13 protein-coding genes are annotated in these 16,940 nt (G+C 73.0%); 7 read left to right on the forward strand and 6 right to left on the reverse strand.

The window, feature by feature from the left end:
- Positions 1-55: 55 nt before the first annotated feature.
- From araB to ABZ806_RS42920, 6 genes are all read right to left on the reverse strand, one after another.
- Complete coding sequence (gene araB, locus ABZ806_RS42895) at positions 56-1,684, reverse strand: ribulokinase (protein WP_500225231.1); 1,629 nt, start codon at positions 1,682-1,684, stop codon at positions 56-58.
- A 12-nt stretch (positions 1,685-1,696) separates the two neighbouring features.
- Positions 1,697-3,193: an L-arabinose isomerase gene (araA, locus tag ABZ806_RS42900; protein ID WP_500225234.1), complete on the reverse strand. Its 1,497-nt coding sequence runs from the start codon at positions 3,191-3,193 to the stop codon at positions 1,697-1,699.
- Positions 3,190-3,861, reverse strand: coding sequence for an L-ribulose-5-phosphate 4-epimerase (locus tag ABZ806_RS42905; RefSeq protein WP_500225236.1), 672 nt, complete (start codon positions 3,859-3,861; stop codon positions 3,190-3,192). Before ABZ806_RS42905 ends, araA begins: the two co-directional genes overlap by 4 nt.
- A gap of 66 nt (positions 3,862-3,927) precedes the next feature.
- The gene (locus ABZ806_RS42910; protein ID WP_500225238.1) at positions 3,928-4,980 is read right to left on the reverse strand and encodes a LacI family DNA-binding transcriptional regulator; all 1,053 of its coding nucleotides are present in this window, start codon (positions 4,978-4,980) and stop codon (positions 3,928-3,930) included.
- A 116-nt stretch (positions 4,981-5,096) separates the two neighbouring features.
- On the reverse strand, positions 5,097-6,506 hold the full coding sequence (locus ABZ806_RS42915; protein WP_500225240.1) for an MFS transporter: 1,410 nt from the start codon (positions 6,504-6,506) through the stop codon (positions 5,097-5,099).
- The gene (locus ABZ806_RS42920; protein ID WP_500225243.1) at positions 6,503-7,708 is read right to left on the reverse strand and encodes a M20 metallopeptidase family protein; all 1,206 of its coding nucleotides are present in this window, start codon (positions 7,706-7,708) and stop codon (positions 6,503-6,505) included. The genes ABZ806_RS42915 and ABZ806_RS42920 overlap by 4 nt, the downstream gene beginning before the upstream one ends.
- Positions 7,709-7,778: 70 nt before the next feature.
- Here ABZ806_RS42920 and ABZ806_RS42925 point away from each other — a divergent pair, with 70 nt between their 5' ends.
- From ABZ806_RS42925 to fdh, 7 genes are all read left to right on the forward strand, one after another.
- Positions 7,779-8,879 (forward strand): Lrp/AsnC family transcriptional regulator, encoded by a 1,101-nt coding sequence (locus ABZ806_RS42925; RefSeq protein WP_500225245.1) that lies wholly within the window; start codon positions 7,779-7,781, stop codon positions 8,877-8,879.
- Positions 8,880-9,023: 144 nt separating this feature from the next.
- Positions 9,024-9,560 (forward strand): MarR family winged helix-turn-helix transcriptional regulator, encoded by a 537-nt coding sequence (locus tag ABZ806_RS42930; protein ID WP_500225248.1) that lies wholly within the window; start codon positions 9,024-9,026, stop codon positions 9,558-9,560.
- 102 nt (positions 9,561-9,662) lie between these two features.
- Positions 9,663-10,904: a PP2C family protein-serine/threonine phosphatase gene (locus tag ABZ806_RS42935; RefSeq protein ID WP_500225251.1), complete on the forward strand. Its 1,242-nt coding sequence runs from the start codon at positions 9,663-9,665 to the stop codon at positions 10,902-10,904.
- 38 nt (positions 10,905-10,942) lie between these two features.
- Positions 10,943-11,680, forward strand: coding sequence for an SCO6745 family protein (locus ABZ806_RS42940; RefSeq protein ID WP_500225253.1), 738 nt, complete (start codon positions 10,943-10,945; stop codon positions 11,678-11,680).
- Between the two features lie 151 nt (positions 11,681-11,831).
- A complete protein-coding gene (locus tag ABZ806_RS42945) occupies positions 11,832-12,212 on the forward strand; it encodes a hypothetical protein (protein WP_500225254.1) in 381 nt (126 codons plus the stop codon).
- 40 nt (positions 12,213-12,252) lie between these two features.
- Positions 12,253-13,458, forward strand: coding sequence for an RNA-guided endonuclease InsQ/TnpB family protein (locus tag ABZ806_RS42950; protein ID WP_500225264.1), 1,206 nt, complete (start codon positions 12,253-12,255; stop codon positions 13,456-13,458).
- A gap of 127 nt (positions 13,459-13,585) precedes the next feature.
- On the forward strand, positions 13,586-16,828 hold the full coding sequence (gene fdh, locus ABZ806_RS42955; protein WP_500225259.1) for a formate dehydrogenase: 3,243 nt from the start codon (positions 13,586-13,588) through the stop codon (positions 16,826-16,828).
- Positions 16,829-16,940: the final 112 nt, after the last annotated feature.

Consider the following 16,940-nt stretch of genomic DNA (forward strand, 5'->3'; position numbering starts at 1 on the left):
GTTGTTATGAGGCGCCTCATAACAACAACACGCCGCAGATCAACGAAGGGGCGGGTCAGCGGAGGGCGCGTAGGCGGTGCATGATCTCGCCGTTGGCGAAGTGGTCGTGGAGGGTGCGGTAGATCTCGTAGAGGTCGTCGTAGGCGTCGGCTCGGGGCCGGTCGGGGACGTACGCGTTCGGCACTCGGCGGCCCATCCTGGCGGCGGCCGCGGTGATGTCGGGGTAGGCGCCGGCGGCGACGGCGGCGTGGATCGCCGAGCCGAGCGCCGGGCCCTGCGCCGACCCGATCACCGACAGCGGGCGGCGCAGCACGTCGGCGTACACCTGCATGAGGAAGGTGTTCTTCATCAGCCCGCCCGCGACGACGATCTCTCCGACGGGCACGCCGGACGCCTCGAACGTCTCCACGATCATCCGGGCGCCGAACGCGGTCGCCTCGATGAGCGCGCGGTAGACGTCCTCGGGTCTGGTGGCGAGGGTCTGGCCGACGACGAGCCCGGACAGGTCGTGGTCGACCAGGACCGAGCGGTTGCCGTTGTGCCAGTCGAGCGCGACGAGACCGTGCCGTCCGACCGGCTGCGCCTCGGCAAGCGCGGTCAGGTGCTCGTGGACGGTCCTCCCCTCCGCGGCGGCGACCTGGTTGTAGTAGGCGGGCACGCAGTTGTCGACGAACCAGCCGAAGATGTCGCCGACGCCGGACTGGCCCGCCTCGTAGCCCCACAGGCCCGGCACGACGCCGTCGGCGACGACGCCGCACATGCCGGGGACCTCGGCGAGCCGGTCCGACGACACGACATGGCAGGTGGACGTGCCCATGATCGCGACCATCTGGCCGGGCCGGACGGCGTCGGCCGCCGCTGCGGTGACGTGCGCGTCGACGTTGCCGACCGCGACCGCGATGCCCTCGGGCAGGCCCGTCCATCCGGCGGCCCGCGCGGTCAGCGTCCCGGCGAGGCCGCCGAGCGGCGCCATCTCGTGGCCGAGCTTGTCGGTGAAGCCGGCGAAGCCGGGGTGCAGCCCGGCGAGGAACTCGCGGGACGGGTACCGGCCGTCCTGGTAGATGCCCTTGTAGCCGGCCGCGCAGATGTTGCGGGACTCGGTGCCGGTGAGCCGCCAGACGATCCAGTCGGACGCCTCGATCCAGCGGTCGGCCTCGGCGTACAGCTCCGGGTCCTGCTCCAGCACCTGCAGCGCCTTCGCGAACTGCCACTCCGAGGAGATCTTGCCGCCGTAGCGGGCGGGCCACGGCTCGCCGCGCTCGGCGGCCAGCGCGTTGATCCGGTCGGCCTGCGGCTGGGCGGCGTGGTGCTTCCACAGCTTCGGCCAGGCGTGCGGGCGGTCCGGGTACCGCTCGCACAGGGGGGTGCCGTCGGCCGCCGCCGGCAGGACGGTGCACGCGGTGAAGTCCGTCCCGAGGCCGATGACCTGCGACGCCGGGACGCCCGCGACCGCCAGTGCCTTCGGCACGGCGAGGCGCAGCACGTCCAGCCAGTCGCCGGGCGCCTGGAGCGCCCAGTCCGGAGCGAGCCGGACCCCGGACGGCAGCTGCTCGTCGATCACCCCGTGGCCGTACTCGTGGACGCCGTCGCCCAGTTCGGCGCCGTCCCGGACGCGGACGACCACCGCCCGCCCCGACAGCGTGCCGAAGTCGATGCCGACGACGTACCGCTCGTCCCCGCTCATACGGCTCCTCCTCTACAGGCCCTGGGCCAGGCGATGGTACGCCTGGTTCCAGCGGATCTCCTTGGCGAACTGGCGCAGCGTGGTGCCGGCGTCGATCGTCAGCAGCTCGACCCCGGCCATCTCGGCGAGGTCGTGCAGCTCCTCGGTGCCGAGCGCGGCGGACAGGACGGTGTGGTGCGGCGCTCCCGCCGTCAGCCACGCCTCGGTGGAGGTGCGCAGGTCCGGCAGCGGCCGCCACACCGCGCGGGCGACCGGCAGCATCGGCAGGGGCTCGGGCGGCGGAACGACCTCGATCTCGTTCGCGACGAGCCGGAACCGGTCCCCCATGTCGGCGAGGCCCACCACCACGGCCGGCCCCGGCTCGGCGTCGAACACGAGCCGCACGGGGTCCTCGCGCCCGCCGATGCCGAGCGGGTGGATCTCCAGCGCCGGCCGCCCGGCCGCGATGGACGGGCAGACCTCCAGCATGTGCGCGCCGAGGATCAGCTCGTTGCCGGGCTCCAGGTGGTAGGTGTAGTCCTCCATGAACGAGGTGCCGCCCGGCAGCCCGGCGGACGCGGCCTTCAGCGTGCGCAGCAGCGTCGCCGTCTTCCAGTCGCCCTCGCCGCCGAAGCCGTAGCCGTCGGCCATCAGCCGCTGCACGGCGAGGCCGGGCAGCTGCCGCAGCCCGCCGAGGTCCTCGAAGTTCGTGGTGAACGCCTTGAAGCCGCCGCCGTCCAGGAACGTCCGCAGGCCCAGTTCGATGCGGGCGCCGTAGCGGAGCGACTCGTGCCGGTCGCCGCCCGGCCGCAGCTCCGGGACGACGTCGTAGGCGTCCTCGTACTCCTTGACCAGCTCGGTGACGTCGACGTCGGGGACGGCGTCCACCACCTCCACCAGGTCGTTCACGCCGTAGGTGTTGACGGAGACGCCGAACCGGAGCTGCGCCTCGACCTTGTCGCCCTCGGTGACCGCGACGTCCCGCATGTTGTCGCCGAACCGGGCCAGCTTCAGCGTGCGCAGCTCGTGGTGCCCGGCCGCCGCCCGCGCCCACCCGGCGATCCGGGCGCCCACCACCGGGTCGGAGACGTGCCCGGCGACGGTCTTGCGGGCGACGCCGAGCCGCGACTGGATGTAGCCGAACTCCCGGTCGCCGTGCGCGGCCTGGTTCAGGTTCATGAAGTCCATGTCGATCGAGTGCCACGGCAGCTCGACGTTCGCCTGCGTGTGCAGGTGCAGCAGCGGCTTGGACAGCACGTCCAGGCCGGCGATCCACATCTTCGCCGGGGAGAAGGTGTGCATCCACGCGATCACGCCGATGCAGGAGTCGTCGGCGCTCGCGTCCAGGCAGATCCGGCGGATCGCGTCCGCGCCGGTCAGCACCGGCGTCCAGCGCAGCGCGACCGGCAGCGCCTCGCCGAGCCGCGCGGCGATCGCGCCGGACTGGTCGGCGACCTGGCGGAGGGTGTCCTCGCCGTACAGGCCCTGGCTGCCGGTGAGGAACCAGATCTCGCGGTTCGGAAAGCTCATGCCTGGCCCCTCTGCCCGTAGACGTTCTGGTAGCGGTCGTACAACCGGTCGATGTCGCCCGCGTCCATCGGCAGCGGGTCGCCGAGCTGGCGGGACAGGTGGACGGTCCGGGCGACGTCCTCGCACATCACGGCCGCCTTCACGGCGGCGCGGGCGTCGGCGCCGATGGTGAAGACCCCGTGGTTGCGCATCAGGACCGCCGGGCTGCGGTGCCCGTCGAGCGTCTCGACAATGCCGCGGCCGATGTCGTCGCCGCCGATGAGCGCGAACGGGCCGACCGGGATCTCGCCGCCGAACTCGTCGGCCATCGCGGTCAGCACGCACGGGATCGGCTCGTCGCGCGCCGCCCAGGCGGTCGCGTAGGTGGAGTGGGTGTGCACCACGCCCCCGACGTCGGGGCGGTGCCGGTACACGTAGGCGTGCGCGAACACGTCGCTGGACGGCTTGAGCGCCTGGTCGCCGACGGGCTTGCCCTCCAGGTCGCACAGCACCATCGCGTCGGGGGTGAGGTCCTCGTAGGGGACGCCGCTCGGCTTGATCAGGAAGCGGTCGCCGCGCACCCTGGCGGAGACGTTCCCGGCCGTCCACACGACCAGCCCGCCCTCGACGAGGAGCCGGTGCAGGACGGCGAGTTCGGTGCGGAGCGCGGCGGTCTCGGGGGCTGTCATGTCCGCTCCTTTGTTAGCGCTAACACTAATGGCCCGGCGAAAGGGGCCTCGGTCTCCGGACGGGGGTCAGGTGCGGCGGCGCACCCCGGTGCTCTCCCGGACGACGAGCTCGGGTTCCACCACGCGGCGGGCGGCGGCCGGATCGGGAACCGGCCGGGAGGCTCCCTCGATCCGGTCCAGCAGCAGGCCGAACGCGCGCCGCCCCACCTCGCCGAAGTTCTGCCGGACGGTCGTCAGCGGCGGCGGGAAGTAGGCGGCCTCGGGCACGTCGTCGAAGCCGACGACGCTCACCTCGCCGGGCACGTCGCGGCCGGCCTCGCGCAGCGCCCGCAGCAACCCGAGCGCCATCGCGTCGTTGGCCGCGAACACCGCGGTGACCTCGGGCTCGGCGGCGATCTGCCGGCCGATCTCGTAGCCGGACCGGGCGCTCCAGTCGCCCGCCGGCGCGTCCGGGACCTCCCGTCCGGCGGCCTGCAGCGCGGCCCGCCAGCCGTCCGCGCGGCCGCTCGCGTCCACCCAGTCGGCGGGCCCGGCCAGGTGCAGGACGGTCTGGTGGCCGAGGCTCAGCAGGTGCCGGACGGCCCGCTCGGCGCCGGCCCGGTGGTCGACCGCCACGGCGGGGAAGGACACATCGCCCCCGGCGCCGACCGCGACCAGCGGGGTGTCGGAGGGCAGTTCCCGCAGCCCGTCGGCGGCCGACTCGTGCGGGGCCACGACCATGATCCCGTCCGCGGACTGGGCGCGCAGCCGCTCCACGCCCTCCCCGATCGAGCGCCGGTTCAGCGAGCTGAGGCTGACGATGCTCACGTTGTAGCCGTGCTCGCGGGCGGCCTGCTCGATGCTGAACACCGTGGACGCGGGCCCGTACAGCGTCGTGTCGAAGCTGACGACGCCGAGCACCCCGGAACGCCCGGTGGCGAGCACCCGGGCCGCCGAGTTCGGCCGGTAGTCCAGGGCCTGCACCGCGGCCATCACCCGCGCGCGGGTCTGCGGCCGCACCTTCTCGGGGGTGTTCAGCACGCGCGACACGGTCATCGCCGAGACGCCGGCCATCGCGGCCACGTCCTCCATCACCGCCAGCCGCCGGCCGTCGGGCGCCTCCGGTGATTCGGCGGCCACATCGCCTCCCCGATTTCCTCGCTACGCCCCGAATGTTTGCGCTAACTCGCCCGAATGTCAACCGCCGGACGCCCCGCCGAGCAGGGCGTCCGGCACCGGGCGCGCGGCACCGGGCGTCAGGCCGCCGCGCGCCCCCGCGCGGCGAGCGCGAGCACGGCGGCCGCCAGCGCGAACGCGGCGCTGACCAGCCAGACGGCCAGGTAGCCGCCCTCGGCCGGGTCGCCGCCGCCCGCCGGCGCGGCGAGCAGCGTCCCGAACATGCCGCCCGCCACCGCGCCGCCGATGGTCTTGACGTTGTTGTACACGGCGGTCGAGATGCCGGTCCGGGACGGGTCGGACGCCTCCGCGATCACGGTCGGCATCGCGCCGAGCGCCACCCCCATCCCGGCGGCCAGCACGGTCAGCTCGGCGACCACCACCCACAGCACGTCGTGCGCCGCGGCGAAGGCGGTGAAACCGACCGCGACCAGGACGAACGAGCCGATGAGCGCGTTGCGGTAGCCGACCCTGCGGGCGATGACGGCGGTGGACGCCGACGCGACGACGCTGACCACCATCGCGGGCAGCATGGCCAGCGCGATCGACAGCGACGACAGGCCGAACCCGTACCCGGCCTCGTCCGGGTCGGTCGCGTAGAAGGTGGCGTTCGGCGACTGGCTGCCGAAGTAGATGACACCGAACGCGAACGAGGCGAAGTAGTACGGCGCGACGTGCCGTCCGGCCATGGCGCGCAGGTCGACCAGCGGATCGGCGGTGCGCAGCTCGACCACGACCCAGGCCGCCAGCAGCGCCAGCCCCGCGAGGACGGGCAGGAGCGTCGTCCCCGACAGCCAGCCGTTGTCGCCCGCACCGGACACCCCGGCCAGGACGGCGACGACGGCGAGCCCGAGGAGGGCGACGCCCGGCCAGTCCACCCTCCCCGTGGCGCGGCGCACCGACTCGGGGATGGCGACGAACGAGACCGCCACGCAGACCAGGGTGAGCACGGCGGGCACGCCCAGCGCGAGCCGGACGTCGCCGAACGCCTCGTCCGCGATCCCCATGCCGAGCCCGCCGAGCAGCCCGCCGAGGGTGAGCGCGCCGACGAGCCGGGCGATCGCGGAGCGGGCCAGGTCCACCGGGAGCCGGTCGCGCACCAGCGAGATCTCCAGCGGCAGCAGCGCCGCGAGCGGACCCTGCAGGAACCGGCCGGCGAGCAGCACGCCGAAGGACGGCGCGAAGGCGACCATGATCGAGCCCACCGCGACCGACACCAGCGCGATCCGGAGCATGCGGCGGTGCCCGTACAGGTCGCCGAGCCGCCCGAACGCCGGCAGCGACACCGCCGCCGACAGCAACTGGACGGCGATCACCCAGGTCAGCGCGGAGTCGGACACGCCCCATTCGTCGCCGATGCTGGGCAGCACGGGCGCGATGCCCGCCTGCAGGAACCCGCTCACCACCTCGAACAGGACGAGCAGCCCGACGACGGCGGTGACCGAGGCGGCGGGCGGGGACTGCTCGTCCTCGGGCGCCGTGGTCGTCACTCGGCCTCCAGGCGGCGGGCGGCGAGTTCGGCGAGGAGGGCGGCCGCGTCGGGCAGGACGGAGTCGTCGTAGGCGGCCTGCGGGGAGTGGTTCATCGGCGCGGTCGCGAGGTCGCGGCCGGGCGGGCAGGCGCCGAGGCAGACGAACGCGCCGGGGACCCGGCGCAGCACGAACGAGAAGTCCTCCGATCCCGCGACCGGGCGGGGCGCCTCCAGGACGCGGTCGCCGCCGAAGAGGTCGCGGGCGGTGCCGAGCGCGAACTCCGCCTCGTCCGGGGTGTTGACGGTGACGGGGTACTGCTCCCGGTAGTCGACGTCGGCGGTCACGCCGTGGGCGGCGGCGATGCCGTGCACGACCCGTTCGAACCCGGCGCGCACCCTGCGGTGGGCGTCCTCGGAGAAGGACCGGATCGTGGCGGTCAGCTCGGCCGTCTCGGGGATGACGTTCGCGACCGTCCCGGCGTGCGCGGACCCGACCGTGACGACGGCGGGGTCGAAGACGTCGAGGTCGCGGGTGACCATCGTCTGCAGCCCGGTGATCATGGCGCCGAGCGCGGGGACCGGGTCCTTGGCGCCGTGCGGCGAGGAGCCGTGCCCGCCCTTCCCGCGGATCACCACGTGCGCCTCGTCGCAGGCGGCCATCATCGGACCGGGCCGGGTGACGACCATGCCGCGCGGCAGGGCGGTGGAGAAGACGTGCAGGGCGTAGGCGGCGGCGACCCGCTCGCCGGCCGCGTCCAGGACGCCCTCGTCCACCATGATCTCGGCGCCGCCCATGCCCTCCTCGCCGGGCTGGAACATCAGCACGACGTCGCCCGGCAGCTCCGCCCGGCGGGCGGCGAGCAGCCGGGCCGCGCCGACCAGCCCGGCGACGTGCAGGTCGTGGCCGCAGGCGTGCATGCGCCCGGGGATCCGCGAGGCGTAGTCGAGCCCGGTGTCCTCCTGGACGGGCAGGGCGTCCATGTCGGCGCGCAGCAGGACGGCCGGGCGGCGCTCGCCGCCGGGCCTCCCGCCGCGCAGCACGGCGGTCACCGAGGACAGGCCCTTGCCGGTGCTGATCTCCAGCGGCAGGCCGTCCAGGGCGGCGAGGATCTTCTCCTGCGTGCGCGGCAGGTCCAGGCCGATCTCCGGCTCGCGGTGCAGGGCGCGGCGCAGCTCGGTCAGCTCGTGCCGCAGGTCGGCGGCGTCATCACGGAAGGGCATGGAGGTATGGTGCGGATCGGACGCATCGTCGCCGCTGACATGCCGGTATCCGCCGTAGGGGCCTGATCCAATGCAGGAATCGGACACGCTGGACGAGCTGGACCACCTGCTCGTCACCGCGCTGCAGACCGCGCCGCGCGCCGACTGGCGCCGCATCGGCGCCGTCCTCGGGGTGGACGCCTCCACCGCGGCCCGCCGCTGGGCGAGGCTGGCCTCCGCCGGCCTGGCCTGGCTCACCTGCTTCCCCGTGGCGGTCGACTGGATCACGCCGGTGGTCGCGTTCATCGAGGTCGACTGCGCGCCCGGCCGGCTGCACGAGGTGGCCGCCGAACTCGCCGAGGACCCGCACGTGTTCAACCTCGAGCACATCACCGGCGGGCGGGACCTCATGATGACCGCCGTGCTGCGCGACAACGCGGAGCTGGCCCGGTACGTGGGGTTCCGGATCGGCCGGCTGGCCGGCGTCACCGCGACCCGCACGCAGCTCGCCACGACGCTGCACGCCGAGGGCAGCCGGTGGCGGCTGGACCGGCTCGACCAGACCCAGCGGGACCTGCTGGTCGGCGACCCGGCGCGCGCCTCCGGCGACTGGGTGCTGCGGGCCGAGGACGAGCAGCTGGTGCGCCTGCTGGTGCGGGACTGCCGGCAGCCCGTCGCGCGGCTGGCCGAGCGCACCGGGCTCAGCCCGACGACCGTCCGGCGGCGGCTCGCCCGGCTGCACCGCGGCGGGGCGCTGCTGTACCGGTGCGAGGTCGCCCGCTCGGTGTCGGGCTGGCCGGTCACGGTCTACCTGTGGGCGAGCACGCCGCCGGACGAGGTGGCCCGGGTCGCCGGAGAGCTCGCGGGCATGCGGGAGACCCGCATGTGCGCGTCGCTGTCGGGCCCGCACAACCTGCTGTTCGCCGTGTGGCTGCGCTCGGTCGAGCAGGTCCAGTCGTTCGAGGCGGCGCTGCGGCGCCGGTTCCCGCGGCTCACCGTCACCGACCGGGCGGTGGCGCTGTGGCAGCTGAAGCTGGCGGGCCAGCTGCTCGACCCGCGCGGCCGGCACCTGCGGACCGTCCCGTTCTGGACGTGGGACGACCCCGGCACCGAGAGCGAGCTGGACGCGCTCGTCGACCGGCTGCGCACCGGCCCGCCGCCCGGCGGGGCGCCGCGCACCGTCGCGCCGTGACACCGGAAGCCTCTATCGTGGGGTACCGCCCGCGACCGTACCGCCCGACCACGGCCGACGTGCCGCGGTGACGCCGCCGGGAGGACGCGGCGGGCGCCCTGGGAACCGGGCCGCCGAAGGGTACTCCGTGCGAAAGGCCGAGGTGTGAGCCAGCGACGACCGCGGACGCCGGGCGACGAACCGGTGGACGACGCGGTGGCCGATGCGGTGGCCGGAGTCCCGGACGACGTGACGGCCGCGGTGGAGCGGGTGCTGAGCACGACGGCGCAGCTGTGGAGCCGCGCGGAGCAGGGGCTCGAACCGGCGATCTCGCCCATCCAGCTGCGCGCCGTCGAGGCGGTCGCGCGGTTCGGGCGGCTGAACCTCGGCGGGCTGGCCGAGGAGCTCGGCGCCATCCCCTCGTCCACGAGCCGGCTGTGCGACCGGCTGGAGGCCGCCGGGCTGATCGTGCGCGAGCCCGCCCGCGCGGACCGGCGGGAGATCATCGTCCGGCTCAGCGAGCAGGGCGAGCAACTGCACGCGCAGCTCGTCCGGCGACGGCGGGCGGCCGTGCGGGAGGTGCTGGCGCAGCTGTCGCCGGCCTCCCGGGCCCGGCTGATCGACGCGCTGACGGAGTTCGGCCAGGCGTGCGAGCGGCGGGCCCCCGGCCGGCCGCGGGCGGTCGACTCCCGTACCGCCTGACGGCGCGTCCCCCACTCGACGTCAAGTATTTGCCATAAGGCAAACTCTTTGGCAGTCTTCCCCTGCCGCGTCCAGCGTCGGCAGCAACGAGATGGGGTCGCGATGAGCACGCAGGGCCGCCTGGCCACGGGTGGGCGGGGCCGCCCGGCCGCCATCGAGCGGGCGCTGCGCGCCGCGCCCGCGCACGCGGTGCCCGAGGCGCTGGCCGCCGTGCTCGGCCGCGAGTACCCGCAGGTCTCCGCCGTCCGGCTGCTGGTGAGCGACTACCACACGCGGGTGCTGCTGCCGGTCGAGCCGGTCCCGGCCGGGCCCGCCGTCGACGCCGCCGACGCCGCCGAGGCCGTCGACGCGCTGCCCATCCGGCAGAGCACCGCGGGCCGCGCCTACGTCACGCGCGGCGTGCTGGTCGACGCGGCCGGGGACGGCGGCGGGCCGGGCGAGACGCGGACCTATATACCGGTCACCGCGCGGGGCGAGCGGCTCGGCGTCCTCGACGTGGCCTCGGCGGAGCCGTGGGGCGCCCCGGACGCGCTGGCGGAGATCGGCGAGCTGCTCGGCATCGCGCTGAAGGTCGCGTGGAACTGGACCGACCGGTACGAGCGGGCCCGGCGCCGGCGGCGCCTCACGCTCGCCGCCGAACTGCAGTGGCAGCTGCTCCCCGGGCACGCGTGCGCGGACGAGGAGTTCAGCCTCGCCGGCCATCTGGAGCCCGCGTACTCGATCGGCGGCGACAACTTCGACTGGTCGACCGAGCACGACCACCTGGCGCTGACCGTCACCAACGGCGCGGGCACCGGCATCAGCGCGGCGCTGCTGACCTCGCTCACCGTCGGCGCGCTGCGCAACGCGCGCCGCTCCGGCGCCGACCTCGGCGAGCAGGCGAGCCTGGCCAACGACATGGTGCACGCCCGCTACGGCGGCCGGGAGTTCACCGAGACCCTCGTCATGCGGATCGACGTCGGCGACGGCACCGTGCACGTCATCGACGCGGGCTCGCCGCGGATCCTGCGGCTGCGCGGCGCCGAGGTCGCGCGGGTGCCGCTGGAGCAGCAGCTCCCGCTCGGCATGTTCCCCGACACCGAGTACCGCCCGCAGCGGTTCGCGCTCGAGCCGGGCGACCGGCTGGTCATCGTCAGCGACGGCGTCTTCGCCGCGACGACCGGGCGCGGCGAGTTCGGCACGCACGCGCTGGAGCAGGCGACCCGGCGCAGCCGGCTGCAGGACGCGGCGGAGGTGCCGCTGACCGTCATCAACGAGCTGATCGAGTTCCACGACGGCGCCGGCCTCGCCGACGACGCCGTGGTGGTGTGCCTCGACTGGCACGGCCCTCCGGCCGCCGGGTAACCTCCCGCTTACATCGCTCTGCCCCCGAGGAGGCCGCCATGCCGGAACTGACCGCCGCCGAGACCGTCCGGGCCGCGGACGGCACCGTCCACGACATCGGCTCCGCGTGGATGCTGGACCCGGCGGTCTCCGCGCACGGGAAGGAACTCGGGTACGGCAACCCGTTCGCGTTCTACTTCGCCGGGCGCGGCGGTGTGCTCGGGGACGTCGACGGCGGCGTGGTGCGGGCCGCGCTCGGCTTCTTCGAGCCCGGCGTCGTCCAGGCCATGTGGGACGAGGGCGTCGCGGTCGCCGGGGCCCGGGAGGCGGCGCGGCGGTACGCCAGGGCGTTCACGGCGTGGGGCGAGGATCGCGTCCCGGACGACCCGCGCCTGTGCGAGTTGGCCGAGCGGGTCGCGAACGCGGCGGAGGGGGCCGGGCTGCCGCTGTTCTGCGGCTGGCGCGCCGAGCCGCTGCCCGCGAGCGGGCCCGGCCGGCTGGTGCAGGTGCTGCAGGTGCTGCGGGAACTGCGCGGCGGCCTGCACCTCGTCGCGACGACCGCCGTCGGGCTGTCGCCGCTGGAGGCGGTGCTGGCCGACGAGGGAGAGGGCAAGGCCCGGTTCTGCGGCTGGCAGGGCGACCTCCCCGACTGCGCGCACCTCGAGCCCCGGCTCGCCGAGGCCGAGGAGATCACCGACCGGCTCGCCGCCGCCGTGTACGAGCGGGCGCTGACGCCGTCCGAGCGGGCCGAGTACGCCGACCTGGTGGAAAAGGCGGGCGCGGCCGTCCTCGGCTGACCCGTTCCCGAAGTGCCGCGTCCGTTCTTGTCGCGAGACGACAAGAACGGACCGCCGATTATGCGAATGGCCCCTGTCGCCCGGCGAGCGGCAGGGTCATCGTTGCTCCTTGAAATCCGGTGCACGTTCTTTCTTCCGGAAGGAGCACGTGGTGACTCCACCCATGGCCGAAGCAAGGGGCTTCCGGCCTGAACGCCGCGGTCAGGTGAACACCTCGCTGCGTCGGCTCGGCAGCCTCACCGGACTGGCGGCGCTGGTGCTCGGCACGCTCGCCGGGCCGGTGAGCGCGCGGGAGGCCGACCGGTCCGAGACGCCCGTCGCGTCCGGTTCGCCGGTCACCGACGTCAGCGAGTCGGCGGTGCGGGTGAAGGTGCCGCTGCCCGCGTCCGCCGGCCCCCACCCGCGGGAATGCGACTGGCTGTCCTACCTGCGCTTCCGGCACAAGGACGGTCCGGCGGCGTCGGCGGCCGCCGACAAGATCCTCGTCGCGCAGCCCGGCATGGTCCGGAATCCAGACCCGATTGCAGCATAAAGTCATGACGCCGGCACTGAGCGTATGTAAAGCTGGAGTCATGCGGATGGCGTACAAGTGCCGGGCCTACCCGGACTCCGAGCAGGCGGCCCTCTTCGGTCGTACGTTCGGCTGTGTGCGCCTGGTGTGGAACAAGACCCTCGCCGAACGCCGCCGCGCCTGGAACACTGAAGGGAAAAGCACCACCTACAAACAGACCGACGCCGAGCTCACCGCGTGGAAGAAGACCGAAGAGCTGGCGTTCCTGAGCGAGGTGTCCTCGGTCCCTCTGCAGCAGGCGCTGCGGCATCAGCACGCCGCGTTCGCCGGCTTCTTCGCCGGACGCGCGCGCCACCCCCGCTTCAAGACCCGCACCGGCCGCCAGTCGGCCCACTACACTCGCTCGGCCTTCCGGATGAAGGATGGGCAGTTGCGGATGGCCAAGACCACCGCACCGCTCGAGTTCGTGTGGTCCTTCGAGAACGTGGACCTGGCCGGGCTGAACCCGACCATGGTGGTGATCTCACGGGATCCGGACGGCCGCTGGTATGTGACCTTCGCCGTCGACACCGACGCTCCCAAACCCCTGCCGCCGACAGGGCACCCTATCGGCATCGATCTGGGCGTGAAGGACTTCGCCGTCACCTCCGACGGGGAGCGCATCGCCAACCCGCGGCACCTGGAGCGCAAGGCGGCGAACCTGGCTCGCTACCAACGGCGGATGGCCCGCAAGCAGCCCGGCTCGGCCAACCGGCGCAAGGCCAAGAACAAGGTCGCCCGCTCCCACCGCAAGGTCCGCAACGCCCGCCAAGACTTCCTGCACCGCACCAGCACCAACCTCGTCCGCCAAGCGGACACCATCGTGATCGAAGACCTCGCCGTCGCCGGCATGGTCAAGAACCGCAGCCTGGCACGTGCGATCTCCGACTGCGGGTGGGGCGAGTTCCGGCGCCAGTTGGAGTACAAGGCCAGGAGCAACGGACGCGTCTTGATCGTTATTGACCGGTGGTACCCCTCGTCCAAGACCTGCTCGGCCTGTGGGCACCTGCTGGCGGAGCTGAGCCTTTCCACCCGGGCGTGGTCGTGTCCGGACTGCCGCACCCGGCATGACCGGGACATCAACGCGGCAAAGAACATCCTTGCGGCTGGTCGAGCCGTAGCCGGGGGCAGCGCCCCCGGCGAGGTCTGTGGAGCTGATGTCAGACGGCAAGGGCCCTCCCTTCCGCAGTCGGCTGCGAAGCAGAAACGCCCACGGCGCGAGCCGTAGGAGTCCCCTTCCTTCGGAGAGGGGGAGGAAGTCAACGAGCACTACTTCCCCGCTGGATCCACGGGTTTGTTTTGCCGCTCCGGCGGCGGGTAGGTGGACGGCGCGCCGAGGTGAAGGGTGGTGTGACATGGGCGTTCGCAGATGGATCGGGTCATGGCCCGTCTACCGCCAGTTCACCGGTGATGATCCGCTCGGCCGCGGAGCCGCGGTGAAGAGCGCGGGGTCCGAGCGGATCACGGCGCGGGTGAGCACCGCCGACCAGGTCGTGAAGTCCGTCTGCCCGTACTGCGCGGTCGGCTGCGGGCAGGACGTGTACGTCAAGGACGGCAAGGTCACTCAGATCGAGGGCGACCCGGACTCCCCGGTCAGCCGGGGGCGGCTGTGCCCGAAGGGCTCGGCCAGCCTCCAGCTGACCACCGGGTCGGCCCGCGAGCACCGGGTGCTCTACCGGCGGCCCGGCGGGACGGACTGGGAGCCGCTCGACCTCGACACCGCGATGGACATGATCGCCGACCGGGTGATCGAGGCGCGCCGGCACGGCTGGCAGTGGGAGCAGGACGGCCTGCGGGTGCGGCGCACGCTCGGGTTCGCGAGCCTCGGCGGCGCCACGCTCGACAACGAGGAGAACTACCTGATCAAGAAGCTGTTCACCGCGCTCGGCGCGGTACAGATCGAGAATCAGGCGCGCGTTTGACACTCCTCCACCGTTCCCAGTCTGGGAACCTCGTTCGGCCGTGGCGGCGCGACCACCTTCCAGCAGGACCTGCAGAACTCGGACTGCATCGTCATCCAGGGCTCGAACATGGCCGAGTGCCATCCGGTCGGGTTCCAGTGGGTGATGGAGGCGAAGGCGCGCGGCGCGAAGCTGATCCACGTGGACCCGCGGTTCACCCGGACCAGCGCGCTCGCGGACGCGCACGTCCCGCTGCGCGCGGGCAGTGACATCGCGTTCCTCGGCGGGATCGTCAACTACGTCCTGGAGAACGACAAGTACTTCCGCGACTACGTGGTGGCCTACACCAACGCGCCGGTGATCCTCACCGAGGACTTCCGCGACACCGAGGACCTCGACGGCGTGTTCTCCGGCCTGGACCCGGAGAAGCGCAGCTACGACCACACGACGTGGCAGTACGAGGGCATGCTGGTGCAGTCGGCCGCCGGCCTGCGGGACATGGAGTACAACGACCGGATCTCGGAGGCGGGGCGCGGCGAGGCGCACGGCTCCGGCGGCGCCGCGATCGGCGAGGGCCACCCGCCGCGCGACGCGGCGCTGGAGCACCCGCGCTGCGTGTTCCAGGTGCTCAAGCGGCACTATTCGCGGTACACCCCGGAGATGGTCGAGCGGATCTGCGGCGTCCCGCGCGACCAGTTCCTGTCGGTGTGCGAGATGCTCACCGAGAACTCGGGCCGGGACCGGACGTCCGCGTTCGTCTACGCCGTGGGCTGGACGCAGCACACGGTCGGCGTCCAGTACATCCGCACGGCGGCGGTCCTGCAGAGCCTGCTCGGCAACATCGGGCGGCCCGGCGGCGGCATCCTGGCGCTGCGCGGCCACGCGTCCATCCAGGGGTCGACGGACATCCCGACGCTGTTCAACCTGCTGCCCGGCTACATCCCGATGCCGCACGCGCACACCAACGAGGACCTGGACGCGTTCGTCCAGGCCGAGTCGGCGAAGAAGGGCTTCTGGGGCAACATGCGGGCCTACACCGTGAGCCTGCTGAAGTCGTACTGGGGCGACGCGGCGACCGAGGACAACGACTACCGCTTCGACTACCTGCCCCGGCTGACCGGCTCGCACAGCACCTACGAGACGTCGATGGCGCAGATCGACGGCGTGTGCAAGGGCTACTTCCTGATGGGCGAGAACCCGGCCGTCGGGTCCGCGAACGCCAAGATCCAGCGGCTCGGGATGGCGAACCTGGACTGGCTCGTCGTCCGCGACTTCTCGCTGATCGAGTCGGCGACGTGGTGGAAGGACGGCCCGGAGATCGAGTCGGGCGAGATGCGCACCGGGGACATCGGCACCGAGGTGTTCTTCCTGCCCGCCGCCACGCACACCGAGAAGGACGGCAGCTTCACCAACACCCAGCGCATGCTGCAGTGGCACCACCAGGCGGTGGAGCCCGCCGGGGACGCGCGCAGCGACCTGTGGTTCATGTTCCACCTGGGCCGGATCATCCGGGAGAAGCTCGCCGGGTCCGCCGACGAGATGGACCGTCCCGTCCTCGACCTGACGTGGGACTACCCGACCCGCGGCCGGCTGGACGAACCGGACGCCGAGGCGGTGCTCGCCGAGGTCAACGGCTTCGACGCCGACGGGAACCCGCTGTCGTCCTACACGCAGCTGAAGGACGACGGGTCCACGCGGTGCGGCTGCTGGATCTACTGCGGCTGCTACGCGGACGGCGTCAACCAGACCGCCCGCCGCAAGCCCGGCAGGGACCAGCACTGGGTCGCGCCCGAATGGGGCTGGGCCTGGCCGTCGAACCGCCGCATCATCTACAACCGGGCGTCCGCCGACAAGGACGGCAACCCGTGGAGCGAGCGCAAGGCGTACGTGTGGTGGGACGCCGACGAGGGCAAGTGGACGGGCCACGACGTGCCCGACTTCATCGCCGACCGCCCGCCCGACTACAAGCCGCCCCGGGACGCGACCGGCCCGGACGCGCTCGCCGGCGACGACCCGTTCATCATGCAGGCGGACGGGAAGGCGTGGCTGTTCGCCCCGGCGGGGCTGACCGACGGCCCGCTGCCGACGCACTACGAGCCGCAGGAGTCGCCGTTCACGAACCCGCTGTACACGCAGCAGCGCAACCCCGTCCGGCACCTGCTGCCGCCGCATCCCGACAACCGGTACGCACCGGTCGACGGTGCTCCGGGCGCGGACGTGTACCCGTTCGTGACGACCACCTACCGGCTCACCGAGCACCACACGGCGGGCGGGATGTCGCGCTGGCAGCCGTACCTGGCCGAGCTGCAACCGGAGTTCTTCTGCGAGGTGTCGCCGGAGCTGGCCGCCATGCGGGACCTGGAGCACGGCGGCTGGGCGACGATCGTCAGCCCGCGCGGCGTCATCGAGGCGCGCGTGCTGGTCACCGACCGGATGCAGCCGCTGACCGTGGACGGCCGGACGCTGCACCAGATCGGCCTGCCCTACCACTGGGGCCCGAACGGCTACAGCACCGGTGACGCGGCGAACGAGCTGCTGCACCTGTCGCTGGACCCGAACACGCACATCCAGGAGGCGAAGGCGCTGTCGGTCGACATCCGCCCGGGCCGCCGCCCGCGCGGCCCGGCCGCCCCGGCCCTCGTCCGCGAGTACCGCACCCGAGCCGGCATCACCGACACCACGGGCACCGAAATCTAACCCTCCCCGTTGACCTGCGGCGTGTTGTTTTTTTTTTGTGGGGGGTTTACAACAAACACCCCCCAAAAAAAAGGGGGTTTGGTATTTACAAACGATGTAATAACATAACACA

Source organism: Spirillospora sp. NPDC047418 (assembly GCF_040643275.1).
Lineage (GTDB): Bacteria > Actinomycetota > Actinomycetes > Streptosporangiales > Streptosporangiaceae > Spirillospora.